Source organism: Massilia sp. CCM 8734, from assembly GCF_011682155.1.
Lineage (GTDB): Bacteria > Pseudomonadota > Gammaproteobacteria > Burkholderiales > Burkholderiaceae_D > Telluria_A > Telluria_A rubra.
Window position 1 is genome coordinate 60111 of sequence record NZ_WHJI01000036.1, and the last position, 24413, is coordinate 84523.

The window sequence follows — 24413 nt, forward strand, 5'->3', positions numbered from 1 at the left end:
GCGCCAGCGCCGGTCTTTGGCAAAGCCGAAGGTTGGCGTTTGCATAATGCCGTTGCCACCTGCATCGCCAGGCGCGCATTCGACGCTATTTGATCACTTACCGGAGGCACGATGCCACACCCAATCCCCTTTACCCGATTCCGATCCCGATTCCTGCTACCCGGCGCCGCGCTGGCCATCCTGCTGGCAGGCTGCGGCGGCTCGTCCGGTCCGACCGTGGACGACACCCCGGCCGGGCGCGGCGCCCTGCTGCGCAACTCGCCGACGCGCCTGTTGTCGCTGGACGTGGCCGGGGTCGGCACGCAATTGAACAAATTCGGCCCCCAACTGCTGGCGATCGCGGGCGCACCGAAGTGCGGCATCGACTTTCACCGGGTCGAGTACAACACGGTCGGCGCGGCCGGCGAAGCGACGACGGCATCGGCCGCGCTGCTGGTGCCGACCGGCGCCGATCCGGCCTGCGGCGGCCAGCGCCCGCTCGTGCTGTATGGTCATGGCAGCTCGTTCCAGCGCAAGCTGAACATGGCCGACATCGGCGACATGACGAACGAAGGCGCGGGCAGGATCAGCACGCCGGCCGCCATGTATGCCGCGCAGGGCTACATCGTGATTGCGCCGAATTACGCCGGCTACGACACGTCGGCGTTGAACTACCATCCGCATCATATCGCCGAGCAGCAATCGAAAGACATGATCGACGCGCTTGCCGCCGCGCGCACGGCGATGGCGCGACTGACCGAGCCGGTCGCCGGCAACGGCAAGCTGTTCCTCACCGGTTATTCGGAAGGCGGCTATGCGGCAATGGCCACCCACCGCGCCATGCAGGCGGCGGGCGTGACGGTGACGGCGTCGGCGCCGCAGAGCGGCAGTTATGCCGAGAGCATCGATTACGAGGCGCTGGGGACGCCCGGCGCGTTCGATGAGCCCGGCGCGTTTTCGCTGTCCAGCCAGTTCCAGCTGGTACTCCAGATCACCGCGTGGCAAAAAGCCTACGGCAACCTGTATGCGACACCGTCGGAAGTCTATTCCAGCGCCCATGCCAGCGCCATGGAAACCTTGTTGCCCACCAATGTGGCATTGCATACGCTGGTACCCGAAGGGAAATTCCCGGCGTATTTCCTGAGCACCGAGATGGCCAATTATGCCGGGCTCAGCGCCGCGCAAAAGGGCGCGTTCGGCACGCCGGCAAACAGCTTGATGAACGCGGGCTACCTGGGCCGCGTGCTGGCCGATATCGCCGCCAATCCGTGCCCGGTGACGTCGCCGCTGGCGCCGCTGGCATGCTCGCCGGCGAACCCGATGCGCGCCGCGTGGTTGAAGAACGACTTGCGCACCTGGACGCCGGCCGCCCCGATGCTGATGTGCGGCGGCAAGGGCGATCCTGAAGTCAATTTCGCGCATGCGCGCCTGACGCACGCTTACTTTCAAGCCCATGGCTCCACGGCGCAACTGCTCGACGTCGATTCGCCCGTGACCGCCAACGATCCGTATGCGCGCCCGAAAACCCTTTTTGCGGCCATCCGGCAAGCGCTGATCGACAGCGGGGACGATCCCGCCACGGTCGACAATTATCATGGCTTCATGGCGAATGTCGCCTGCGAAGTGGCTGCGCGGGATTTCTTCAGCCGCTTTTGAGCATGCGCGTCTCGGGCCGGCTTTCCGGGAAATAACACCCGGGCTGGCTCCCGGGTGACTCCCGTCCGCCCTCGTGCGGCAAACTGTCTCGTTTGGACGTCTTATTCTGTCTCGTTTTGTCTCATTCTGTCTCCTTTTGGCTGGAAGCCACTTTCGCAATTGCCTGCAGGGAGAATGAGACAAAATGAGACAAAACGAGACAAAACGAGACGGCAAAACGAGACAGTTTGCCGCAGGGGGGCGCACCGGCAATAGCCACCAGGGTCCGCAGGAATGTTGATGTAAGCGATGATGTCGCCGCGCCGCTCAGCGCCGCCGCGCACGCCACATGGCCACGAAACGGCGCAGGATGCGGGTCGGGCGCAGGCTGTGGCGTCCGCCCCGGGAGCGCCGGCGCCAGGCCGCCAAGGCCCGGCGCAGGCGCGCGCGCAGGCCCAGCACGCTGCGGCTGGTGCGCTGGTAGGCCAGCGTGCGCTTGAGGGCGCCCACCCATTTATCCTTGAAGGCCCTGAACACGCCATGCCAGCGTGCGAACCACGCCAGGGTCAGCAGGCTGGGCAGGGTCAGCGCATACAGCCGCGTGACCGCCGCCGCGCCGCCGATCTTGGCCAGCACCATCGCCAGCACCCCGCTTACCACGTGGCCGTTGGCAATCGCAAGCAGGGCCAGCAATTTCACCGGAAACAGCAAAATGGCGGGCAGCACGAATGCGCACAGGGCCGCGTACGGCGGCAGCGCCCGGATGCGCGCATCGAGCCCGCGCACCAGCGGCCAGCGCGCGATGGCGGCGCCGAGGCGCTTGCCGGTGTTCCACAGCCATTCTTCCAGCAGCAGGATCAGCGCCGCCAGGTACAGCAATGGTGCAAGCAGGCGCGAGCGGGTGCGCGTGGGTCGAGTCATGGTCCTCCCTGTGATGTTTCATGATACGTGAAAAGGATGGGCGCCCCCGAAAAGGTATCGCCCGGACAGGATGCGCGTGGGCCATTACAATGGAACGCATGAATAAAGCATTTGTCAAAGAATCCGATCATGACGACGAGGAAGCCATTGCGCTTGCGCAAGCCATTCCCGTGGGCGCCAAGAATTACATCACGCCGGCCGGCTACCAGCGCATCAAGGATGAACTGCTGCAACTGATCGACGTCGAGCGGCCCGAGGTGGTCAAGGTGGTGCACTGGGCCGCCTCCAACGGCGACCGCTCCGAGAACGGCGACTACATCTACGGCAAGCGGCGCCTGCGCCAGATCGACGGGCGCATCCGCTTCCTGACCAAGCGCATGGATTCGGCCGCCGTGGTCGATCCGAGCGTGCAATTCGGCAACGACCAGGTCTTTTTCGGCGCCACCGTCACGTACGCCAACAGCGCGGGTGAGGAACACACGGTCACCATCGTCGGCATCGACGAACTCGACCCGCTGAACGGCAAGATCAGCTGGGTCTCGCCGGTGGCGCGCGCGCTGACCAAGGCGCGCGAAGGCGACCTGATCACCCTGCAAACGCCGCTCGGCCCCGATGAGCTCGAAGTGCTCAGCGTGCATTATCCGGCGCCCGTCGCGGACTGATTTTTCATTTTTAGCGAGTTGCCGATGTCGATTTCCCACGCCACTTTCAACCACGCACTGCGAATACCGCTGGCCGCCGAAGTCCATTCGCGGCCCTCGCTGCGCCTGAACGGTCCCGAAACGCTGACCCACCTGGCGGTGTACGCGCGCCACGAGGACGATGCCGAGGCGCACCAGCTGGCGTCGCAAAACCAGTTGCTGGCCGGCCTGTGCCAGCATTTCGGGGTAGCATCGCCGCATCCGGAAGCGCGCTATTTCTTCCACGATTTCGGCAGTTTTCGCCTGCAATGGGAGTCGCACACCGAGTTTTCGACCTATACCTTCGCCGAACAACGCGCCCACCCGGTCGCGGCCGAGCACGCGTTCGACCAGGCGCCGCTGCGGCATATTCCCGATGAGTGGCTGCTGGGCCTGGAAGGCAAGGTGATGGCCGCCACCCACGTCAGCCTGCAGCAGGTGAGCGCTTCGCTGACCGAGATGCGCCATGTGTTTGCCGGCAACCTGCTGGTCGGCTGCGACAGCCAGAATTTCGCCAAGGTGTGGACCGATTTCGCGATTGCGCCGGACGGCTTCGGCCGGGTGGTGATCCAGGACCTGGGCATGCAGTACCAGCAGGCCGGACGCCTGGTGCAGCGGGTGCTGGAAATCGAAACCTACCGCATGATGGCGCTGCTCGGCTTGCCGCAGGCGCAGCAGGCGGCGCCGGTGCTCAACGGCATCGAAGCCGAGCTGGCACGTTTGTCCGCGGGCATGAGCGACGCCGGCGATGGGGTATCGGACGCGCTCGCCGGCATCCCCGACGCGCCTGACGACGAGCGCGAGTTACTGCACAAAATCACGGTGCTGGCGGCGCGCATGGAAAAGCTGGCGCTGGAAAACAGTTACCGCTTCGCCGCGTCAAAAGCGTATTACCGGCTGGTGCAGGCGCGCATCGAGGAGTTGCGCGAAACGCGCATTCCGGGCGTGCCGACCATCCGCGAATTCATGGACCGGCGCCTGGCCCCGGCCATGAACACCTGCGAGTCGACCGAGCGGCGCCAGCAGGCGCTGTCCGAGCGCATCGGGCGCAGCAACGACTTGCTGCGCACGCGCGTGGGCATCGTGCAAGAGCAGCAGAACCGGCGCATCCTGGAGTCGCTCAACGCCCGCGCGGCCCAGCAGTTGCGCTTGCAGCAGGCGGTCGAGGGCTTGTCGGTGGTGGCCATTTCGTATTACTCGATCGGGCTGATCGCCTATGCGGGCAAGGCTATGAAGGCGTTTGGGGTGCCGCTCAATCCCGACCTGCTGACCGGCGCGGCCATGCCGGTGATGCTGGCCATGGTCTGGCTGGGGCTGCGGCGCATGCATCACCATGTGAGCCGCTGAACTTAGTCGCCGGCCAGCGTGGCCCGCCCCGGCTGCTGGTCAACCGGCTGGCCGGGGGCGAAGATCCAGGATGTCGTTGAAAAGGCCAGGTCGGACCAGGTCATGCCGTCGTCGTCCGATTCGCTGCGCAGTACGGCGCTGACGGTGCACACGGGCGGCCTGACGTGGTGCGGATCGCCGCCGCCGCAGCCGTCAGGCACGACCGGGTATTCCAGCGCCAGCAGCTTGCCGCGCCGGGTCGCCGCGACCAAGGGCTCAACCCCTTTCCCCCACACCAGCTTGCTGCGCGCGAGCGCCTGCGCAGCCGGGCGCGGCAGCGTGTCGGGGTACCAGATCTTGTCCGGATACGTCAAGCGGCTAAAGTGCTTGCGCTGTTGGTCGAGCATGCTGATGCCGATGTAGGGGACGCCGTTGGCGATGCCGGCGCTGCCGCAGTGCTCGTCGCGCTTGGGACGCGGAACGTTCGCCATGAAGGACAGCAGGGACAGCTCCGGCTCCACCTCGATGGCGGCCGCGCCGGGTGCGGCGACATAGGCAATCGAGACCAGCGGCATGAACATCGACCTCGCGCCGCCCCATTCGCGCTTGACTTCGTCGTCACTCGACTGCTTGCCAGTGAGAACAAACTCGGAGTGATCGGGCAGGCGGCAACGTATCAGCATCGGCGTGCCTTGTGCCAGCCGGGCGCGCCGGTCGCGGCGCCGGTCGTCGTCCGGTTCGAAGGCTGGCTTGGCGGCATCGGGCTGGTCCAGCACCGATTTGCCGATGGTGAACAATCTGGATGTCTTGGTGATGACCGGCTCGCTCCAGCTCATTCCTTCATCGGTCGATTGCATCTGCGCCACGTGCGACAGCGGAGCGCGCTCCATGCCGGCGCCCGCGTAGTAGCCCCGGTAGCGGCGCGTGAATGCTTCTTCCAGCATCCATGTGGTGCCGAGTGCAGCGACTCTTCGATGGCCGGTGTACGTCAACACTTCCGGGGCGGCGTTGCGATTGGCCTCTGTTTCGACCGCTTCGTCGCCACGGCGCTGTACTGTCAAGGCGACGATGTGCCCCTTGACGATGCTGCGGTACTGCCCGTCGTAGGTGGGCGGCACATGGACCGCATCACCGCTGGCATAGAACCTGGCGCACATGCTTGCGGGCGTGGCTGCGTGGTCCGCGTTTTTCAGGTCTGTCTTGCCCAAATCGAGCGCTGCGCCGCCGCCCGCTGCCAGGTAGCGCGTATCGTAGCGGTCAGCGCATTCTTGCCTGCGCACGCCGGGCGGTGCTTTGCAGCGCGCTTCCATCACAATCCGGCCGCCCTGGGGCAACACGCATTCAAGGCGCTCGCGGGCGAAGCTGGAGGGCGCATGCAGGGCCAGTAACAGCGCGGCGGCAAGGGTGCTGTTGATGCGGTGCGGAAGGTCGGTCATGGTTTTTCGGACGGCTTGGCGTCGTTGTCGTCGCGGTTGCGGTAATTGCGCAGGCTGCGTGCGGAAGGGCGGGCAAGGCCGGCTTGCCGGGAGAACGCGACGCCGGTCTTGAAAAAATAGGGCGCGCTCTCGATGCTGGCGGCCTGCCAGGTGTCGCCGCGGTCGCCCGAGGTCAGGCGCAGTACGGCGCCGACCGGACATTGCAGCGCGTCCTGTGCGGTGCAGCCGGGAGCGTCGGCGGCGGACAGGGGTAACTCCTGCACCAGCTTGCCCTGGCGCATGGCCAGGGCGCCGTGGCTGCCCATCAGACGCAGGCCGCGCTGGGACAGCAGGGCGTCGATCCGCTGTTGCTCGGGCGCGTCGAGCGCGGCCTTGCCGGTGCGCGCCGGCACCCAGAAGCGCTGTTCACCCGGCATGCGCAGGGAAGACCCCGTGCCCGGCTGGCCTTGATGCAGGCCCAGGCGGGAGCACAGCAGTTCCAGGTTGGTGCCTTCCCGCAGCGGGCGATAGGCCAGGCTGGCGCCCGTGCTCACCAGCCTGGCGCTGCCGCGCACGCGGTAATCCACCGCGAAGTCCTGCTGGTCGTCGCGGTTGCCGCGGCGGCCGCTGACGTCTCCTGGCATCGCCCAGTCATGTTTGGCTTGCAGCACGAAGCCGCTACCGTCCGGCAAGTCGCATTCGACTGTCTCTGTGCGCTCGACGGCGCTGGCCGGGCCGGTCAGTGCGAGGGCCAGCCAGAAGGGCAGCTTGTGAAGAAAACGGCGATATCCCATGGAGCGGCATGAAAAGTTGGCAAAGTTGTAAATACTAACACATGATTGCCATGTGGAAGCTATCTGCCTTGACAAGGCCTCAAGGAGTTGAATCCGAAACCATGGTGCGAGCGAATAAGCTTGCATTGCGCTGTTGTTCGAGCGCCCGTTTTTCGATCACAGGCCAATCCATGCATGATTATCGACTTGTCCGCCATCCCTTGACTGCCCTGCTGCTGGGCGTCTCGGCCCTGGTCCACGCCGGCGAGACCGCCGAAGCGCTGCCCCAGGTGGTGGTGGCCGCCTCGCGCGTCAGCCAGCTCGGCATTGCCGATTCGGCCAATGCGGGCGTGGTGACCCAGCAGCAACTGGCGGCGCGCTCGGTGTACCGTCCCGGCGAACTGCTGGAAGCGACCCCCGGCCTGATCGTCAGCCAGCACAGTGGCGAAGGCAAGGCCAACCAGTTCTACCTGCGTGGCTTTAACCTCGACCATGGCACCGACCTGCGCACCACCGTGGACGGCATGCTGGTCAACCAGCGCAGCCACGCCCACGGGCAGGGCTGGACCGACCTGAACTTCCTGATTCCCGAGCTGGCCGACCGGCTGGCATACCGCAAGGGCCCGTATTACGCCGACGAGGGCGACTTCGCCGCCGCCGGCGCGCTGGCGGTGCGCTACGCCGACACGCTGCCGGAAGGCATCGCCAGTGTCGGCCTGGGCCAGAACGGCTACCGGCGCGCGCTGCTGGCCGACTCGCCCAAGGCCGGCCAGGGCAATCTGCTGTACGCGATCGAAGCGTTCCATAACGACGGGCCATTCACGCGCGGCGACGATTACAACAAGCTCAACGGCGTGCTGCGGTACAGCCAGGGCGACGCCGCGCATGGATTGAACGTCACCGCCATGGCCTATCGCGCAAGGTGGAACGCGAGCGACCAGATTCCCCGGCGCGCACTGGACGACGGCCGCCTGGGGCGCTTCGACACGGTCGATGCCAGCGACGGCGGTATTGCGCGCCGCTACAGCCTGTCCGGCGGCTGGCACGCCGCCTCCGACGCGGGCGTCACCAGGGTCAACGCCTCGGTGGTTGCCAACCGTCTTGCGTTGTATTCGAACTTCACGTATTTCCTGGACGATCCGGTCAAGGGCGACCAGTTCAGCCAGCCGGACCGGCGCGTCACCAGCGCCGTGAACGCCGAGCACCGCTGGGGCAGCCACCGGATCGGCTTCCAGTTCCAGAACGACAATATCCACAACGGCCTGTACGACACCGTCGCGCGCCAGCGCCGCGCCACCACGCGCGAGGATCATATCGTCGAGACCAGCGCCGCCGCGTTCTACGACAACAGCACGCGCTGGACGCCGATGTTGCGCACGGTGGCCGGGGTGCGCGTCGACCATGTCCGTTTCGATGTCGACAGCATCCTGCCTGAGAACAGCGGCCGCGCCAGCGCCCACCGCGCCAGTCCGACCCTGAGCCTGATCTTCGGTCCGTGGAACAAGACCGAGTTGTATTTGAACGCCGGCACCGGTTTCCACAGCAACGATGCGCGCGGCGCCACCATCCGCACCGATCCGAAAAGCGGCGAGCCGGCCGAGCGCGTGACGCCGCTGGTCAAGGCCAGGGGTGTCGAGATGGGTGTGCGCACCGAAGCGCTGAGGGGATTGCAGAGTTCGCTGTCCGTGTACCAGCTCGATGTCGATTCGGAACTGGTGTTCGTGGGCGACGCCGGCACCACCGAGGCCGGCCGTCCGAGCCGCCGCAGCGGGGTCGAGTTTTCCAATTACTACAAGCCGAACGCGTTCATGACGCTGGACGCCGACGTGGCGTTTGCGCGCGCGCGCTTCAGGGATGCCGATGCGGGAGGACGGCGCATTCCCGGCGCGGTGGAGGGCGTGGCGTCGCTGGCGCTGGCGCTCGACAATCTTGGGCCATGGTTTGGCGCGGCGCAGCTGCGCTATTTCGGCCCGCGTCCGCTGATCGAAGACAACGGCGTGCGCTCGCGTTCCACCACCACCTTGAACGGGCGCATCGGCTACAAACTGGGCAAGCGCCTCAAGCTCGAACTGGAAGGCTTCAACCTGGCCAACCGGCGCAGTTCGGCGATCGATTATTTTTACGAATCGCGCCTGCAAGGGGAAGACGAGGCGATCGCGGACATCCATTTTCATCCTGTCGAGTCGCGCTCATTCCGGCTGACCCTGAGTTCGGCGTTTTAAGGCGTGCGCGCGGCAAGGCTGATAGACTGTAGAAAAATGCCCTACAGAACAGGAATAGTCTATTAACCAACATCCCAACCGCGCGCCCGGCGACGCCTTGAGCGCACTGCGCATTGCCACGGCCGACCGTCACGCCGTGCTCGACACCGGCATGCCGCTGGCCCAGCCGGACGCCGGCTTGCAGCACTACAGCGATCACCTGCACATGCTGCGGCGCTGGTTGGCGCCGCTGGAGGCGTGGCTGGCGCGTTATGCCGATGGTCCGCAGGGCGAGGCGAGTTTGCCGGCGGTGGCGCGGGTGGCGCTGATCGATGCCGACCTGGCCGATCCGGCGCTGGCCGGGGTGCGCGTCGATGCGCGGCCGGTGGACGATACCGTGTGGCCGGATGGCGCCAGCGCGGCCTACCGCTGGGGCGTGACGTACGTGATCGAAGGCTCGCAACTGGGCGGAGCGGTGCTGTACCAGCGCCTGGCGGGGCCACTGGCGCCGCATCGGCTGCGCTATCTGCGCAGTGGGGCGGAAGGTCCGGGCCCGCGCTGGCGCAGCTTCATGCTGGCGCTGAGGGACGGCGTGAAAAGCGAAGGGGAGATTGCCGACGCGTGCCGGGGCGCATGCGATGGGTTCGACCGGATTTTGGCGATGCGGTAGGGGAAGGCCGACCACCGCCCTCAAGACCGTCATTCCCGCGCAGGCGGGAATCCAAGGCATGTTTGCTAAGCGACGATGCCTTGGATTCCCGCCTTCGCGGGAAAGACGGTTTCACGGGTAGCGCGAATAGCGAGCGACGGGAAGCGAGCTGCCAGCGGTGGACGAAGTACAGCCAGCGACCTAATTGCGCTCGCGCTCCACCCTGGTCACGCCCACCACGCGGCGCAGATTCCTGATCAAGTGCGCCAAGTGCACGCGGTCCTTGATCTGGATCGTAAACCGCAGCTGCGTCATAACGTGTTCTTCATCCTCGTCCATGCCCACATACGAAATGTTCGCGTCCGACTCGCCAATTTCGGCCGCCACGCGCGCCAGGATGCCTTTTTCATTGTTAATCAGCAGCCTGATGCGGCAATCGAAGCGGCGGTTCAATTCCCCGCCCCACTGCACGGCGATCCAGCGGTCCGGCTCCTTGCCGCGCAAGCGCTTGGCGCTGGCGCAGTCACTGGTATGCACGATCAAACCCTGGTCGCGCCGCAACTGGCCGATAATCTGGTCGCCCGGAATCGGCAGGCAACACGGCGCCAATTGCACCGACACGCCTTCGCTGCCATAAATGGTCACCGGATCGAGTTCGCCCGGCGTGGCGTTCGGGTTGGCCGGCAAACTGACCAGGTCGTCATCGACCAGGCCGAAAATATGCCGTGCCACCAAGGCGGCCATGCGCTTGCCGATGCCGATGTCGGCATACAGCTCATCCATCGACTTGGCCGACGATTCGTTGAGCAGCTTCTCGACCGCCGGTTCCGGCAAGTCCGGCTGGATATTCAGGGCCGTCAGGGCTTGCGCCAGCAACTCGCGCCCCAGTTCGACCGACTCGTTCAGGTTAATCGTGCGCAAATGATGGCGGATCGCCGAACGCGCTTTGCCGGTGCGGACAAACGCCAGCCACGTCGGGCTCGGCTTCGAGTCGGGATTGGTTACGATCTCGACAATGTCGCCATTGCGCAACTCGGTGCGCAGCGAGGCCGGCTCGTTGTTGATCTTGACCGACACCGTATGGTCGCCGATGCCGGTGTGGATCGTGTAGGCGAAGTCGAGCGCCGTGGCGCCGCGCGGCAGGGCGATGATCTTCGACTTCGGCGTGAACACATACACCGAGTCCGGAAACAGGTCGACCTTGACGTGCTCGAGGAACTCGGCCGAGTCGCCGGTCTGCTGCTGGATGTCGAGCAGCGACTGCAACCACGCGTGGGTTTTCTGCTGCAAGTCCGACAGGTTCGCTTCACCGTTCTTGTACAGCCAGTGCGCCGCCACGCCGGACTCGGCGGTGCGATGCATTTCCTGGGTGCGGATCTGGAACTCGACCGGCGTGCCGTACGGGCCGATCAGGGTGGTGTGCAGCGACTGGTAACCGTTCAACTTGCGGATCGCGATGTAATCCTTGAACTTGCCCGGCATCGGCTTGTACAGGCCGTGCAGGGTTCCCAGCGCCACGTAACAATTGGCGAAGCTGTCGACCACCACCCGGAAACCGTACACATCGAGCACCTGCGAGAACGACAAATGCTTGCTGCGCATCTTTTTATAGATGCCGTACAGGGTTTTTTCGCGCCCGTAGACTTCGGCCGGGAGCTCGGCCGTGGCCAAGGTGCTCTTGACCGATTCGAGGATTTTCTTGACCACTTCGCGCCGGTTGCCGCGCGCCGCCTTGACCGCCTTGGACAGGGTGCGGTAACGCACCGGATACAGGTGCGAAAACGCCAGGTCCTGCAATTCGCGGTAGATATTGTTCAGGCCCAGGCGGTGCGCGATCGGCACGTACACTTCCATCGTCTCGGAGGCGATGCGGCGCTTCTTGGCCGGCGTCATGTGCTCGAGCGTGCGCATATTGTGCAGGCGGTCGGCCAGCTTGATGAGAATGACGCGCACATCCGACGCCATGGCCAGCAGCATCTTGCGGAAGTTTTCCGCCTGCGCTTCGATCAGGGTCTGGAATTCGATTTTTTCGAGCTTGGACAGGCCGTCGACGAGGCTGGCGACGGGGGCGCCGAAGCGCTCGATCAGCTCATCCTTCTTGACGTCCTGGTCTTCCATCACATCGTGCAGCAGCGCGGCCATGATGGCCTGGGCGTCGAGCTTCCAGTCGGCGCAGATTTCAGCCACGGCGATGGGATGGGAAATATACGGTTCGCCCGATTTACGGACTTGTCCAAGGTGCATCTCGTCGGAAAAACGATACGCTTCCTTGACCTTTTTGAGTTCGGAGGCAGTGAGGTACTCGGAGAGTTTGGCCGACAAGTGCGAGACCGATGCCACGCCCGGAACGGGTGTGACAGGGACCTCGGCCTCTTGCGCCTTGGTGGCGGCGCGTGCAGACCGGGTCTTGGGTGTGCCTGAGAGTGTCGTATCCGGAGGAATCAGATTCATACGCAAAGTCAATCAGCCGAAATGTGAAAAATGTAAATCAGGATGGCTTGTTGACACCGTTCGGGCACGAAATAACTAATTACATCGGAACCTTTTTCAGCATCTCGATACCGACCTTGCCGGCAGCGATTTCACGCAGGGCGACAACGGTTGGCTTGTCCTTGGCTTCCACCTTGGGAGTGTGGCCTTGCAACAACTGACGGGCGCGATAGGTTGCGGCCAGGGTCAGTTGAAAGCGGTTAGGGATGTGCTTCAAGCAATCTTCAATGGTAATGCGGGCCATGTATTTTCCTCAATATGACGGTGTGTGCCGTGTCACGATTGTTGCGCATGGATACCCAGTTGGGCAAATAGCGAGGCGTTACGCGCAGCTTGTTGTGCAAAACGGCTGCGTGTCGCTCTGACAATCGCGCTCATCTCTGACAAGGCGACGTTGAACTCTTCATTGATAATAACATACTCGAACTCGGGAGCGTGAGCGATCTCGCCGCCGGCGGCCAGCAGGCGGCGCGTGATGACGTTCTCTTCGTCCTGGCCGCGCTTGTAGAGGCGCTCTTCCAGGGCGGCGATCGAGGGCGGCAAAATGAAGATGCCGGCGGCGTCCGGAAACTGCTTGCGCACCTGGCGCGCGCCCTGCCAGTCGATTTCGAGCAGGATGTCGGTGCCCAGTTTCATTTCCTTTTCGACCATCAGGCGCGAAGTGCCGTAGTAATTGCCATGCACTTCGGCCCATTCGAGGAATTCCTCGCGGCCGGCGCGTTCGACGAAATCCTCGGCGGTGGTGAAATGGTACTCGCGGCCGTCCTGCTCGCCCGGGCGGGGAGGACGCGTGGTGGTCGAGATCGACAGCTTGATGCCAGGTTCCTGCGCGAGCAGGGCGTTGACCAGGGTTGATTTACCGGCGCCGGAAGGCGCGGCGACAACGAACAGGCTGCCTGAAAAACCGGGGGTAGGAGATGGCATAAGTGTCTTTCTTGAGTACGTTAGTGCGGTGGTTGCTATATTGGTACGGCTACTTGGCTACTTGTTACAGTGGCCCCAAAGCGTCGTTCCCGCGAAGGCGGGAACCCAAGTTGATTGCGCAGCCAACAGCTACGTTACGAACTTGGATTCCCGCCTGCGCGGGAACGACGTGCTAGCGGGTGGCGACAAGCTAGCGGCGGTGAGGTGTCGGGTAAAAACTACTCCAGATTCTGCACCTGCTCGCGCATCTGTTCGATCAGCAGCTTCAATTCCATCGACGCGTCGGCCAGTTCCTTGACCGACGCCTTGGCGCCCAGTGTATTGGCTTCGCGGTTCAGTTCCTGCATCATGAAGTCGAGCCGCTTGCCGACCTGCCCGCCCTTTTTGAGGATATGCCGGGTCTCGGTCAAGTGCGCCGACAAGCGCGACAACTCTTCCGACACATCGATCCGGATCCCGTACAAGGTCACTTCCTGGCGAATCCGCTCGAACGCTTCCTGGCGCGTGAGCGTGGACGGCGTGCCATGCCCGGCCAGTCCCAATGCATCCTGCATACGCTCGATGGCCTTTTGCTGGAACTGCGAAATCACCTGCGGAATCAATGGCGTGATGCGCTTGACGATGACATCCATCGCATCGATGCGCGACACGAGCATCGCTTCGAGCGCCGCGCCTTCGCGCCGGCGGCTGTCGACGAACGCCGCGACGGTAGTAGCGGTCAGCGCGGCCACGTCGGCCTGCAGCGACTCCTGGCCAACCTGGGCTTCCTCGATCACACCGGGCCAACGCAGCAGCTCGGCCACCGTCATCAACGGCGCCGATACAAAATGCTTGGTCACTTCGCTCTGCAAACGGGCCAGATCGGCCAGCATGGCCGCATTCAGGGCTTGCGAGCCGCCCGCGACCTTGCGCCCGAAAGAGAGGCGTGCCTCGACCTTGCCGCGCGTGATGGCGGCCATGATCGCGGCGCGCAAGTCCGGTTCGAGCGCGCGCAACTCGTCGTTGATGCGGAACTGCAGGTCCAGAAAGCGCGAATTAACGCTCTTGATTTCAATTGTAAGGGTGCCCGCCGCGCCTTCGCTGGTGGCCACCGCGTAACCTGTCATGCTAGAAATGCTCAATGGAGTCCCCGGTATTTTTATCTTTTCTTTACAAAGCCGTGATTTATCCACACAATCGCCGTGTTAAGCAAGGAACACACTCTGATGGCTGCACAAAATAACGCTCCCCTGCCCGATGGACTTGAAATTGCCGGATATCGCATTGTAAAGAAAATTGCGTCCGGTGGGTTCAGTATTGTATATCTCGCTTATGACGCCGAGGGGAACGCGGTCGCCATTAAAGAGTACCTGCCGAGCTCCCTCGCTTTGCGGCAACCCGGCGAGCTTGTTCCGGTGATTTCACCGCCCAATCTGCCCGTGTTCCGCATCGGCCTGAAGTGCTTTTTCGAGGAGGGAAGGGCGCTCGCGCTGATCTCGCACCCGAACGTGGTGCGCGTGCTGAACTTTTTCCGCGCCAACGACACCGTGTACATGGTGATGGGCTACGAATCGGGCCACTCGCTGCAGGAACACATCGCCCGCCTCGGCAGCAAGGGCAGCCGCCTGTCGGAAGCGTTCATCCGCCAGATTTTCCTGGGCGTGTGCGGCGGCCTGCGCGAAGTGCACGCCAACAAGCTGCTGCACCTCGACCTGAAACCGGCCAATATCTACCTGCGCACCGACGGCTCGCCGATTTTGCTCGACTTCGGCGCCGCGCGCCAGACCATCAACGCCGACATCCCGAAACTGACGCCGATGTACACGCCGGGCTTCGCCCCGCCGGACCTGTACTCGAAAACGGCGGCGCTGGGGCCGTGGTCGGATATTTACAGCATTGGCGCGACCATGTTCGCCTGCATGGCCGGCGCCCCGCCGCAACCGGCCGACCAGCGCAAGACCGAAGACAAGATGCCGGGCTACTATGCGCGCCTGGAAGGCAGCTTTTCGCCGGCCCTGATCGGCATGGTCAAGAACTGCCTCGACATGGACCCGCTGGCGCGTCCGCAAAGCCTGTTCGCGCTGCAAAAGGAACTGGCGCTGCCGCCGCCGAAGAAGCCGGAAGCGCCGCGCGGTTTGGAAAAGATCGGCGGCCAGGTACGCGGCCTGGTCGACCGCCTCGGTAGTTTCGGCCGCAAAAAAGTCAACGATAAAAACACCTGATCCAGAAAGATTACTATGCAATTTTCCGTTTATCAGGAAAGCCAGCTCGGCGGCCGCAAGGTCAACCAGGACCGGATGGGATACAGCTTCACGCGCGACGCGCTGCTGCTGGTCCTGGCGGACGGCATGGGCGGCCACCTGCGCGGCGAAATGGCCGCGGCCATCACGCTGCAGACCATGTCGAGCATGTTCCAGCAGCACGCCACGCCGTATGTGCGCAAACCCGAACGCTTTCTCGAAGAGGCTTTCCTCGAAGCGCACGATGAAATTCACCGCTACCGCATCGCCAACAACATGCCCGACACGCCGCGCACCACGGTGGTGGCCTGCCTGATCCAGCACAACACCGCGATCTGGGCCCACTGCGGCGACTCGCGCCTGTACTGGCTGCGGCGCGGGCAGATCCTGGGCCGCACGCGCGACCATTCGCACATCGAGCACCTGATCGCCCAGGGCCTGGCCGATCCGGCCGAACGCGCGACCCACCCGGACCGCAACAAGCTGTATAACTGCATCGGCGCTTCTTCGCTGCCGAAGATCGAAGTGTCGCGCCAGGTCAGCCTGTTGACGGGCGACGTGGTCATGCTGTGCTCCGACGGTTTGTGGTCGATGCTGCCGGACGAAGAGATTGTCCATCGCCTCTCGACCCAGACCATCGTGCGCGCCATTCCCGACATGATCAGCACCGCCATCACCATCGGCGGCGAGACCTGCGACAACACGACCGCGCTGGCGATCATGTGGCAAGGATCGCCCGAAGTGGAAACGGCGGGCGTGAACACGGACGGCAGCGCCGCGGTCATTTCGACCATGATGCTGCCCGAGAACCTGGTCAGCACCACGATCCTGAGCGCCCCGGAGCCGGAACAGCCGCTCGAAATCGACGCCTTCAACGACGACGAGATCGAAAAGGCGATCGCCGAGATCCGCGACGCCATCGAAAAATCATCCCAGGTTTTGAAATAAAGGTTTTACATGACATTTGAATCACGTCCGAGCGGCCGCGCCGTCGACCAGCTGCGCGACATCGTGCTCACGCGCCAGTACACCAAGCATGCCGAAGGATCGGTCCTGATCGAGTGCGGCGACACCAAGGTCATTTGCACGGCCAGCATCGAAGAGAAGGTGCCGGGCTTTTTGAAGGGTAAAGGCCAGGGCTGGCTGACGGCCGAATACGGCATGCTGCCGCGTTCGACGCACACGCGCATGGACCGCGAAGCGGCGCGCGGCAAGCAAAGCGGGCGCACGCAGGAGATCCAGCGCCTGATCGGCCGCTCGCTGCGCGCCGCGTTCGACCTGGAAGCGTTCGGCGAGCGTACCCTGAACCTCGATTGCGATGTGATCCAGGCCGATGGCGGCACCCGCACGGCCTCGATTACCGGCGCCATGGTGGCGGCGTATGACGCGTTCAGCAAACTGGTGGCCAGCGGCGCGATTGCGGCGGTGCCGGTGAAGAGTTTTGTGGCGGCCATTTCGGTCGGCGTGTACAAGGGCATGCCGGTGCTGGACCTCGATTACGTGGAAGATTCGGGCTGCGACACGGATATGAACGTGGTGATGACCGAAGCCGGGCACTTTATCGAAGTGCAGGGCACGGCCGAAGGCGCCGCGTTCGACCGGGCCGGGATGAACCGTTTGCTCGATCTGGCGCAGGTGGGGATTGCGGACATTATCGCGCTGCAGAAGAAGGCGCTGGGACTGTAAGCGTTCCCCGCTGTCCTTTACTCCGTCGTTCCCGCGAAGGCGGGAACCCAATTTCGTGCCGAAGCCTTTAGATGCGCAATAACCTTGGGTTCCCGCCTTCGCGGGAACGACGGAGCGGAGGGTGAGGATACTAATAGGCAGTGTGGGAACGACGGGTGCGGTGGGTAAAGCACTACAGTACTACAGTAATACTCCTGAACGTCTGCTCCTCCTGCGCCATCTCCCGCCCCAACCGCCCTTCAGCGATACACACTCCTGATCAACGCCCGGTCCGGTGGAACCGGAAGATCGCCATGCTCCGCGCGGTTGCGCGCCAGGCGCTCGGCCAGCGCTTCGGGCAGGTTGCCATCGACCAGCAGGCGGCCGAGATGCCGATTGCCGGACAGGGCGCTGTCCAGAGCTCCCAGCCCTCGGGCCGTCACGCCATTGCGCGTCAAATCCAGGCTGCGCAAGGTGCGCGATTCCGACAGCATTTCCATTGCGTACTCGACTCCTTGATCGCCGATGCGATTGGGCGATGCGCCCAGCACCCTGGTAGAAGGGGCATAGCCCAGGTTGAGGCATGCGATGGCGGGATGTCGCCGCACCGCCTGGAACAAGGCCCCGGCGCCCTCCGGGCCGATGCCGTTGCTGGCCAGTTCCAGTGTCTGCACGCTGTGGTTCGCATGGAGCGCTTCGGCCAGCATGGCCGCGCCTTCGTCCCCCAGGCGATTCACGCTCAGGTAGAGCGCGGTGACGTGCGGCGCTTCGCGCAGCAGCCGGGACAAGGCTGCAGCGGCGGGCGGTCCCAGGCCGTTGCCGCTCAGGTACAGGGTGTGCATGGTGCGGTTATCGGTGCACAAGGCGTCGACGATGGCGTCCAGGCCCGCAGTGCGCAGATCGGTATTGACGAGGTCGAGCACGCCCAGGTGCCGATTGCTGCGCAGCATCTGGGCGATGCTGGCAGCGCCCTCCGGTCCCAGCGGATTGCGCTTCAACCAGAGACCGGTGAGCTGCACGTTCTGCGCCAGCGCTGCGCCAAGCCGGCGCGCTCCCAGGGGCCCAATGTTGTTGCAGCCCAGGTAGAGCACCTGCAGATGGGCGTTCTTGTCCAGCAGCTGGGCCACCGCGTGCGCACCGGTATCGCCAATCGCATCGGTGCCCAGCATGAGGCTGCGCACCTGGGTGTTGCCCTGCAGCGCCTGCGCGATCCGCAGGCAGTTGTCGGTGCCCAGGCTTTGCTTGCAGAGGTCCAGCCTGCCATCGTCCAGCACGGCGCCACGGGGAAAGTACTGGCTGCCTTGCAGCGCCTGATTGGCGCTCAGGTACGCCAGCAAGGGCGCCAGCTCGGCTGCGTCGCACGGCGTGATCTCGACGCGATGGACCGGGCATTGCACGGCACTGGCGCGCTCTGCATCCGGACCGGCGATGGGCTGGCGCGGCGGCAGCGACGGTTCACCAGGCATGGGGCTCGTAATCCTTGAGAAAATGGCCGAACAGCGGCGTGTCGGGCTCGTTGATGCCGCGCGCGATCGGATCGATCAGGCGCGCCATGCCGTCGATGACGTCGAGCGGCGTGTAGAAGTTCTGTTCCTGCCGCATTCGCTCGGCCTTGGGATAGGGCTTTTCGTCGGTAATCCAGCCCGTGTCCACGGCGTTCATGTAGATGCCGTCGCGCGCCCAGTCCTGGGCGCTGGTGCGCACCAGCATGTTCAATGCGGCCTTGGCCATGTTGGTATGTGGATGGAAAGCGGTCTTGTCCTGCCGGTTGAACTGCCCTTCCATGGCCGACGCCTGGATTACGAAGCGCCTCTGGTTAGGCGAGCGCAGCAGCGCGGGACGAAGGCGCGAGGTCAGCAGGAAGGGCGCGATCGCATTTACCACTTGCACTTCCACCAGTTCCAGCGTGGACACATCGTGCAGCCGCTGCGACCACGAATTGCTGGGACGCTTGTCGAGCGCCTGCCCGTAGCTGTCCTGCTCGTTGCGTAAGAAGTAGTTTTCGTAGCCCGGCAGCTGTCCAAGGTACTGGCTGCTTGCCTCCAGCAGCCACGGCGTAGGCTCGGCGGCCATCAAGGCGGCGTAGAATTCGCGCGGGCGCTTGATGGTCTGCGCCGCGTTGTTGATGACGATGTCGAGGTGGGGCAGGTCGCGGCAAAGGGTGTCGGCCAAGGCCTCGACCGACGCGATATTGCGCAGGTCCAGTGCTTCCAGCGTCAGCCGGTCGCGCCATGCGCTGGAATCCGGTTCGCACAGGAAGCGCCGCTCGGCGTCGCGCGGGAAACGCGTGGTAACGATCACGCGGGCACCGTCGCGCAGCAAGCGCAATGCCGTTTCGAAGCCGATTTTGATGCGCCCGCCTGTCACCAGCGCCACATAGCCGCCCAGGTCGGCGCGTTGCTGGCGCTTGGCCCAGTTCTTCGCTGCGCATACGGGGCACAGCAGGTGATAAAAGTGGTGCAGTTCGTGATAGGTCTGCTTGCAGACATAGCAGCGCTGGGAACGCAAGGTGCTGCCGCCGTGCTGCGGCGGCGGCAACAGCAACAGCGCTGGTGTTGCTTGTTGTGCCTGCACCAGGCCGGTTTGCAGGCGGGCTTGGTGAAACTGCGCCGTGGACAATTCTGTGCGCGCCTGGCGCAGCTCGCGCTTGGCCGTTTTTTGTATTTTGGCAATCAGCGCCTTGAAACGCGGATGCGCGTTCATCTGGGAAGGCTGGTCCGCGATGGCTTGCAGCACACGCAGCGTGGTCGCAAGGTCCTCGTTTGTGAAAGTCATCGCAAAGTCTGTAGAAAAATTGATCCTTGGGGACAGCTTGCGTTCGCACCATGCCTCACACCGGAAAAGAGCGGGCTGGATTTGAATCGGCGCCCGCCACCTTGCAAGGTGAGGTGCTGCGTGATAGATCCGCTCGGGCGCCGATGAAACGGCCATCGAAGCATCGCGGGGAAAGCCGACCGGGCTCGAACCGGCACCTTTTGCATGCCATGCAAATGCGCTTCCATTACGCCACGGCTTTCCGCTGGCATTGTAGCATTTTCGGCAATCGCGGAGGCTGGGCCAGGCATTGCACCGGTCCGCAGCGCGCTAGAGAACGACCGTGATGCTCCGGAACGTCTGCTCTTCCTCCGCCATCTCCTTCACATGCGGCCCGCCGTCATCGCTCAGGATCTGCACCTTGCGCGTTCCTGGAATGGCAAACAGCGCCTCCGGCCGCACATCGTCAAAATCCTCGTGCACCAGCTGCTCCGGCGCGTCTCCGCTTTTGCCCGACCAGCGATACAGCGCAAACTCGCCATGATCTGCCGGCGGCCCGGCCACGATCATGTACGCCAGGCCCACCAGCTCCATGCTGCGAATCGCCAGCCCGCCCAGATCGAGTTCGAACGCCTCGCCAAACTCGGCCCGCTCGCCCTCGACCACCTTTTCAGGATTGAGCAAATGCACCACCAGCGCCTTGCCCTCGGGCGCCGGATTGCGCAAGCCAATGAGCAGCGTGCCTTCCGGCGTGGCCGCCAGCCCTTCGATATTGAAAGCGCCATCGGCTTCCGGCGTCAATCCGGCCGCTTGCGCAAGCGGATACTTCTTCAATTGTTCAGCGGCGATCATGTCGTCCAGCAGGCCGCTGTAGGCCTGGCCGACCGGTTCCAGAAGCGCCTTGCCTTTGCCCTTACCCGCCTCGGTCGCAAAAAAGCGGAAGCGGCGCTCCTGCACCTCGCCCTTCTTGTTGCGGCCATGCGAGGTAATCCAGTAGATCCGCTGGCCGATGGCGGCCGCGCCTTCGAGGTCCGATTCCTTGTTCTTCTTGGTGCCCAAAAAGTCCGACAGGTCGAGTACCTCCACCGCATCGGCCACGCCGCGCTGGTAGATCTTGAGCTGGTTGCGTTCGTCGTTGGCGACCACGAACAGGTCTTCCCCGAGCGCGGCGGCGGCCGAGGCGTCGCACATGCCGCGATAGGTAAAATGGTCTTCCAGTCTGGCGTGCAGTGCGTCCGCGATCAGGGTGGCGCTGGTGCCTTCTTTGTGCTGTGTCACGTCATTCTCCGGCGTTTGTCAAAACGCCATCATAAATGCTAACGCAGGCGCCGCGCCGCACGCGTGACCAGCCAGCCCGCCACCACCGTAAATGTCGCGATGATCCCGGCGATAATCCAGAAACCGGCCGGATGGTGCGACAGCGGAATGCCGCCCACGTTCATGCCCAGCATGCCGGCGATGATATTGATCGGCAGCGCCAGCACCGTCACGATGGTCAGGATAAACAGGCTGCGGCCGGTTTCCTCGCTCACGCGCGCGGCGATTTCTTCCTGCAGCAGCTTGATGCGTTCCTGCAGCGACGACATATCGCTCAGCACCACCGAGAATTCCTCGGTCGCTTCGCGCAGCTCCTGAGTGTCCAGGTCGGCCATCCACGAGGGCGGGCGTTGCAGCAGGCGAAAGAGCGCGGCCGGCTCGGGCGCCAGCAGCCGTTGCAGGCGCACCAGCACGCGCCGCATGGCGCCCAGGTCTTCGCGCCTGGCGGTGGGGCGGTCGGCCAGCAGCTTGTCTTCGATATCGTCGACCCGTTCCACCGCGTCGCGCACGATTTTCACCAGCACGTCGGCCTGGTCGCGCAGCAGGTGGATCAGCAGTTCGACCGAGGAGCGTACCGGCTCGCCCTGGCGCACCGCCTGGCGCACACGCTCGATCGACTGCAAGGGCTTGCGGCGCGCGCTGACCACGACATTGCGCGCCACGCTCACCCACAGGGTCGAAATGTCGGATTCTTCAAACGAAAAATTGTGCAGCACATCGTTGACCACAGCGATCAGGGTGTCTTCGGCCAGTTCGATGCGGGTCGAGCGCGAGCCGGTGTGCAGCGTTTCGTAGAATTCTTCGGCCAGGTTGGCGTGCGTGGTCAGCCACTTTTCGCTGGCCGCGTTGGACAGGTTGAAATGCAGCCAGATGAACTGCGAGGGATTGTTGGCCGCGTGGTCGCGCATCCAGGCCAGCGCCGCCGCCGAATCGACTGCCAGCGCTTCCGGCGTGACGCCGAACAGATAGCCCCATACCAGCCCCGAAGGGTCGGAGCCGTAGCTCACTTCGACTTTTTCGATTTCGAGCACGGCCGCACCTGCATTGTTCAAGGAGTTATTCATGGATTCGCTGGCGCACGGCACTGCCGCCGCCGGCGAACCGGGAGGGTCAAAATCGGATGCCGGTATAGTACAGCGTTTATCGTGCAATATCCTTAAAAGCTGCTGAAGCGACGGCGCCTGCGCCACAGGCTAAAATACGCACTTGCATTCATCCTCGGCCAGACCAGACAATTATGACCCAACGCCTCATCCTCGCTTCCAATAACGCCGGCAAACTCAAGGAGTTTGGCGAAATCCTCGCACCCGTAGGCTTCACCCTGCACGCGCAGGGCGAATTCGACGTGCCCGAAGCCGAGGAGCCGTTCGCTACTTTTGTGGAAAACGCGCTCGAAAAAGCCCGTCACGCTTCGCGCCTGACCGGTTTGCCGGCGCTGGCCGACGACTCGGGCGTGTGCGTCAATGCCCTGGGCGGCGCGCCCGGCGTATGGTCGGCGCGGTTTGCCGGCGAGCCGAAGTCGGATGCGCGCAACAACCAGAAACTCATCGCCGACCTGGCCCCTCACGCCGACAAATCGGCCTATTACTACTGCGTGCTGGTGTATGTGCGCCATGCGGACGACCCGCAGCCGGTCATCGCCGACGGTCGCTGGAACGGCGAAATCGTGGCCGAAGCGCGCGGCGCCGGCGGTTTCGGCTACGATCCGCACTTCTGGATTCCGTCCCTGGGCAAGTGCACCGCCGAACTGACGCCGCTTGAAAAAAACGCGCTGTCGCACCGCGGCCAGGCTTTGCGCGCACTGGTAGAGAAGCTGAAATGATTCCGATCAAAGTCGCCGGCAGCGCCATTAGACCCGCGCCGCGCTCGCCGGCCGCCAGTGCCCTGCAATACCTGCAACCGGGCGCCTTGAACCTGGCCGCGCTGCCGCCGCTGTCGCTGTACATCCACTATCCGTGGTGCGTGAAGAAGTGCCCTTATTGCGATTTCAACTCGCACGAGGCGCGCGGCGAGCTGCCGGAAGAAGCGTACCTCGACGCGCTGCGGCTCGACCTGGAGCAGTCGCTGCCCCTGATCTGGGGCCGCAAGATCTACACTATCTTTATCGGCGGCGGCACGCCGAGCCTGATGTCGGCCAAGGGCCTGGACCGGCTGATGTCGGACGTGCGCACCTTGCTGCCGCTGGACGTGGACGCCGAAGTGACGATGGAAGCCAATCCGGGCACGTTCGAAGCGGAGAAGTTCAAGTCGTTCCGGGCCAGCGGCATCAACCGCCTGTCGATCGGCATCCAGAGCTTCAGCGGCAAGCACTTGAAGGCGCTGGGCCGCATCCATGACGACAACGAGGCGAGGCGGGCGGTGGAGATCGCGCATGCCAACTTCGACAACTTCAACCTGGACCTGATGTACGCCTTGCCGACCCAGACGCTGGAAGAAGCGCGGCTCGACCTGGAGACGGCGCTGTCGTTTGCGCCGCCGCATTTGTCGCTGTACCACCTGACGATGGAGCCAAACACGCTGTTCGCCAAGTATCCGCCGGCGCTGCCGGACGACGATGCCAGCGCCGACATGCAGGACATGATCGCGTTGGAGACGGCGACGGCGGGGTATGGACATTACGAAGTGTCGGCGTACGCGCAGCCGGGGCGGCGCGCCAAGCACAATGTGAATTACTGGGAGTTCGGTGATTATCTCGGAATTGGCGCGGGTGCGCATTCGAAGATCTCGTTCCCGCACCGGGTGCTGCGCCAGGCGCGCTACAAGCAGCCGAAGGCCTTCATCGAGGCTGCGCGGGCCGGTAATCCGGTGCAGGAAGAGCGCGAAATCGGGCGCGCGGACATGGGGTTCGAGTTCATGCTCAACACCTTGCGCCTGACCGAGGGGTTTTCACCGAACCTGTTCGGGGAACGGACCGGCATGGGGATCAATGCGATCGAGCAGACGCTCAATGCGGCCGAGGCCAAGGGCTTGATTTACCGCGATCACAAGATCATTCGCCCCACCGAGCTGGGTCAGCGCTTCTTGAATGATTTGCAGGAGATGTTTTTGGGAGGCTAAGCGTCGTCCCCGCGAAGGCGGGGACCCAAGTCCGTAGTTCGACCTGCGGCTTTAGCAAGGACTTGGGTTCCCGCCTTCGCGGGAACGACGGCGCGAAGGGTAGGGGGAGTGTCGGGTACGTAGCAGGTCAAGCTGCAAGCTTCAAAGGCGCTTCGCCCGTCACGCGCCGCAACGGCCGTCCAGCGGTCGCCGCCAGCTTGAACCCACCGGCCACCTCGGCCAGGCGCGCCGCCTGTTCTTCCAGGCTGCCGGCCGCCGCCGCCGCTTCCTCCACCAGCGCCGCGTTCTGCTGCGTCACCTGGTCCATCTGCGCAATCGCCTCGTTGACCTGGTCGATGCCGACGCGCTGCTCGTTACTGGCGGCCGTAATCTCGGACATGATGTCGGTTACGCGCGCCACGCTGTCGA

At 64.0% G+C, this 24413-nt stretch carries 21 protein-coding genes, 1 tRNA gene and 1 pseudogene; 10 read left to right on the top strand and 13 right to left on the bottom strand.

Annotated features, from left to right (window positions below; translation table 11 throughout):
- Positions 1–111: 111 nt before the first annotated feature.
- Positions 112–1635 carry a prolyl oligopeptidase family serine peptidase gene (locus F2P46_RS26590; RefSeq protein WP_166895925.1) on the top strand — a complete coding sequence of 508 codons (1524 nt, stop codon included), beginning with the start codon at positions 112–114 and terminating at the stop codon, positions 1633–1635.
- A 306-nt stretch (positions 1636–1941) separates the two neighbouring features.
- Here F2P46_RS26590 and F2P46_RS26595 read toward each other — a convergent pair whose 3' ends face one another.
- The gene (locus F2P46_RS26595) at positions 1942–2535 is read right to left on the bottom strand and encodes a hypothetical protein (RefSeq protein ID WP_166895927.1); all 594 of its coding nucleotides are present in this window, start codon (positions 2533–2535) and stop codon (positions 1942–1944) included.
- A gap of 98 nt (positions 2536–2633) precedes the next feature.
- Between F2P46_RS26595 and greB the strand changes: the two genes are divergently transcribed.
- Together greB and F2P46_RS26605 are read left to right on the top strand one after the other, a co-directional pair.
- Complete coding sequence (greB, locus tag F2P46_RS26600) at positions 2634–3197, top strand: transcription elongation factor GreB (protein WP_166895929.1); 564 nt, start codon at positions 2634–2636, stop codon at positions 3195–3197.
- 24 nt (positions 3198–3221) lie between these two features.
- Positions 3222–4562, top strand: a complete 1341-nt coding sequence (locus tag F2P46_RS26605) for a DUF3422 domain-containing protein (protein WP_166895931.1) — start codon at positions 3222–3224, stop codon at positions 4560–4562.
- A gap of 2 nt (positions 4563–4564) precedes the next feature.
- On the opposite strand, the gene F2P46_RS26610 is transcribed toward F2P46_RS26605, so the two are convergent.
- Complete coding sequence (locus F2P46_RS26610; protein ID WP_166895933.1) at positions 4565–5977, bottom strand: hypothetical protein; 1413 nt, start codon at positions 5975–5977, stop codon at positions 4565–4567.
- The gene (locus tag F2P46_RS26615; RefSeq protein WP_166895935.1) at positions 5974–6750 is read right to left on the bottom strand and encodes a hypothetical protein; all 777 of its coding nucleotides are present in this window, start codon (positions 6748–6750) and stop codon (positions 5974–5976) included. Before F2P46_RS26615 ends, F2P46_RS26610 begins: the two co-directional genes overlap by 4 nt.
- A gap of 170 nt (positions 6751–6920) precedes the next feature.
- On the opposite strand from F2P46_RS26615, the gene F2P46_RS26620 reads away from it, so the two are divergent.
- Positions 6921–8951, top strand: coding sequence for a TonB-dependent receptor (locus F2P46_RS26620; RefSeq protein WP_166895937.1), 2031 nt, complete (start codon positions 6921–6923; stop codon positions 8949–8951).
- A gap of 97 nt (positions 8952–9048) precedes the next feature.
- The gene (locus F2P46_RS26625) at positions 9049–9600 is read left to right on the top strand and encodes a biliverdin-producing heme oxygenase (protein WP_208296783.1); all 552 of its coding nucleotides are present in this window, start codon (positions 9049–9051) and stop codon (positions 9598–9600) included.
- Positions 9601–9780: 180 nt separating this feature from the next.
- Here the strand turns inward: F2P46_RS26625 and F2P46_RS26630 are convergent, their stop codons facing one another.
- The 4 genes from F2P46_RS26630 to F2P46_RS26645 form a co-directional block, all read right to left on the bottom strand.
- Positions 9781–12030, bottom strand: a complete 2250-nt coding sequence (locus F2P46_RS26630; protein WP_166895939.1) for a bifunctional (p)ppGpp synthetase/guanosine-3',5'-bis(diphosphate) 3'-pyrophosphohydrolase — start codon at positions 12028–12030, stop codon at positions 9781–9783.
- Between the two features lie 79 nt (positions 12031–12109).
- A complete protein-coding gene (gene rpoZ / locus F2P46_RS26635; RefSeq protein WP_054264095.1) occupies positions 12110–12313 on the bottom strand; it encodes a DNA-directed RNA polymerase subunit omega in 204 nt (67 codons plus the stop codon).
- Between the two features lie 32 nt (positions 12314–12345).
- Positions 12346–12993 (bottom strand): guanylate kinase, encoded by a 648-nt coding sequence (gene gmk / locus F2P46_RS26640; protein WP_166895941.1) that lies wholly within the window; start codon positions 12991–12993, stop codon positions 12346–12348.
- A 218-nt stretch (positions 12994–13211) separates the two neighbouring features.
- A complete protein-coding gene (locus F2P46_RS26645; protein WP_166895943.1) occupies positions 13212–14099 on the bottom strand; it encodes a YicC/YloC family endoribonuclease in 888 nt (295 codons plus the stop codon).
- 99 nt (positions 14100–14198) lie between these two features.
- Here F2P46_RS26645 and F2P46_RS26650 point away from each other — a divergent pair, with 99 nt between their 5' ends.
- From F2P46_RS26650 to rph, 3 genes are read left to right on the top strand one after another with little or no spacing between them, the layout of a single operon-like run.
- A complete protein-coding gene (locus F2P46_RS26650) occupies positions 14199–15194 on the top strand; it encodes a serine/threonine-protein kinase (protein WP_166895945.1) in 996 nt (331 codons plus the stop codon).
- Between the two features lie 15 nt (positions 15195–15209).
- Entirely contained in the window at positions 15210–16160 is a 951-nt protein-coding gene (locus tag F2P46_RS26655) for a PP2C family serine/threonine-protein phosphatase (protein ID WP_054264091.1), read from the top strand.
- A gap of 9 nt (positions 16161–16169) precedes the next feature.
- A complete protein-coding gene (gene rph / locus F2P46_RS26660; RefSeq protein ID WP_166895947.1) occupies positions 16170–16898 on the top strand; it encodes a ribonuclease PH in 729 nt (242 codons plus the stop codon).
- A 239-nt stretch (positions 16899–17137) separates the two neighbouring features.
- On the opposite strand, the gene F2P46_RS26665 is transcribed toward rph, so the two are convergent.
- The 5 genes from F2P46_RS26665 to F2P46_RS26685 all read right to left on the bottom strand — a co-directional run bounded on the left by F2P46_RS26665 (position 17138) and on the right by F2P46_RS26685 (position 22012).
- A complete protein-coding gene (locus F2P46_RS26665; protein ID WP_166895949.1) occupies positions 17138–18343 on the bottom strand; it encodes a ribonuclease inhibitor in 1206 nt (401 codons plus the stop codon).
- Positions 18333–19652 (bottom strand): SDR family NAD(P)-dependent oxidoreductase, encoded by a 1320-nt coding sequence (locus F2P46_RS26670; protein ID WP_166895951.1) that lies wholly within the window; start codon positions 19650–19652, stop codon positions 18333–18335. The genes F2P46_RS26665 and F2P46_RS26670 overlap by 11 nt, the downstream gene beginning before the upstream one ends.
- 170 nt (positions 19653–19822) lie before the next feature.
- Positions 19823–19893: transfer RNA gene (locus F2P46_RS26675), tRNA-Ala, on the bottom strand.
- Positions 19894–19961: 68 nt separating this feature from the next.
- Complete coding sequence (locus F2P46_RS38605; protein WP_166895953.1) at positions 19962–20909, bottom strand: DUF3616 domain-containing protein; 948 nt, start codon at positions 20907–20909, stop codon at positions 19962–19964.
- 38 nt (positions 20910–20947) lie between these two features.
- Positions 20948–22012, bottom strand: coding sequence for a transporter (locus F2P46_RS26685; RefSeq protein WP_208296784.1), 1065 nt, complete (start codon positions 22010–22012; stop codon positions 20948–20950).
- A 173-nt stretch (positions 22013–22185) separates the two neighbouring features.
- Between F2P46_RS26685 and rdgB the strand changes: the two genes are divergently transcribed.
- On the top strand, positions 22186–22770 hold the full coding sequence (rdgB, locus tag F2P46_RS26690; protein WP_166895955.1) for an RdgB/HAM1 family non-canonical purine NTP pyrophosphatase: 585 nt from the start codon (positions 22186–22188) through the stop codon (positions 22768–22770).
- Positions 22767–24005 carry a radical SAM family heme chaperone HemW gene (hemW, locus tag F2P46_RS26695; RefSeq protein ID WP_166895957.1) on the top strand — a complete coding sequence of 413 codons (1239 nt, stop codon included), beginning with the start codon at positions 22767–22769 and terminating at the stop codon, positions 24003–24005. The genes rdgB and hemW overlap by 4 nt, the downstream gene beginning before the upstream one ends.
- Before the next feature lie 127 nt (positions 24006–24132).
- Here the strand turns inward: hemW and F2P46_RS26700 are convergent.
- Positions 24133–24413 (bottom strand): annotated as a pseudogene (locus F2P46_RS26700) (hypothetical protein); the annotation flags it as partial.

Coding starts and splice junctions, on each gene's coding strand:
- rph (WP_166895947.1), top strand. CDS start 16,170: ATGACATTTGAATCACGTCCGAGCGGCCGCGCCGTCGACCAGCTGCGC.
- F2P46_RS26655 (WP_054264091.1), top strand. CDS start 15,210: ATGCAATTTTCCGTTTATCAGGAAAGCCAGCTCGGCGGCCGCAAGGTC.
- gmk (WP_166895941.1), bottom strand. CDS start 12,993: ATGCCATCTCCTACCCCCGGTTTTTCAGGCAGCCTGTTCGTTGTCGCC.
- F2P46_RS26665 (WP_166895949.1), bottom strand. CDS start 18,343: ATGCCTGGTGAACCGTCGCTGCCGCCGCGCCAGCCCATCGCCGGTCCG.
- hemW (WP_166895957.1), top strand. CDS start 22,767: ATGATTCCGATCAAAGTCGCCGGCAGCGCCATTAGACCCGCGCCGCGC.
- F2P46_RS26610 (WP_166895933.1), bottom strand. CDS start 5,977: ATGACCGACCTTCCGCACCGCATCAACAGCACCCTTGCCGCCGCGCTG.
- rpoZ (WP_054264095.1), bottom strand. CDS start 12,313: ATGGCCCGCATTACCATTGAAGATTGCTTGAAGCACATCCCTAACCGC.
- F2P46_RS26605 (WP_166895931.1), top strand. CDS start 3,222: ATGTCGATTTCCCACGCCACTTTCAACCACGCACTGCGAATACCGCTG.
- F2P46_RS26630 (WP_166895939.1), bottom strand. CDS start 12,030: ATGAATCTGATTCCTCCGGATACGACACTCTCAGGCACACCCAAGACC.
- F2P46_RS26650 (WP_166895945.1), top strand. CDS start 14,199: ATGGCTGCACAAAATAACGCTCCCCTGCCCGATGGACTTGAAATTGCC.
- F2P46_RS26620 (WP_166895937.1), top strand. CDS start 6,921: ATGCATGATTATCGACTTGTCCGCCATCCCTTGACTGCCCTGCTGCTG.
- F2P46_RS26615 (WP_166895935.1), bottom strand. CDS start 6,750: ATGGGATATCGCCGTTTTCTTCACAAGCTGCCCTTCTGGCTGGCCCTC.
- greB (WP_166895929.1), top strand. CDS start 2,634: ATGAATAAAGCATTTGTCAAAGAATCCGATCATGACGACGAGGAAGCC.
- rdgB (WP_166895955.1), top strand. CDS start 22,186: ATGACCCAACGCCTCATCCTCGCTTCCAATAACGCCGGCAAACTCAAG.
- F2P46_RS26595 (WP_166895927.1), bottom strand. CDS start 2,535: ATGACTCGACCCACGCGCACCCGCTCGCGCCTGCTTGCACCATTGCTG.
- F2P46_RS26645 (WP_166895943.1), bottom strand. CDS start 14,099: ATGACAGGTTACGCGGTGGCCACCAGCGAAGGCGCGGCGGGCACCCTT.
- F2P46_RS26590 (WP_166895925.1), top strand. CDS start 112: ATGCCACACCCAATCCCCTTTACCCGATTCCGATCCCGATTCCTGCTA.
- F2P46_RS26685 (WP_208296784.1), bottom strand. CDS start 22,012: ATGAATAACTCCTTGAACAATGCAGGTGCGGCCGTGCTCGAAATCGAA.
- F2P46_RS26670 (WP_166895951.1), bottom strand. CDS start 19,652: ATGACTTTCACAAACGAGGACCTTGCGACCACGCTGCGTGTGCTGCAA.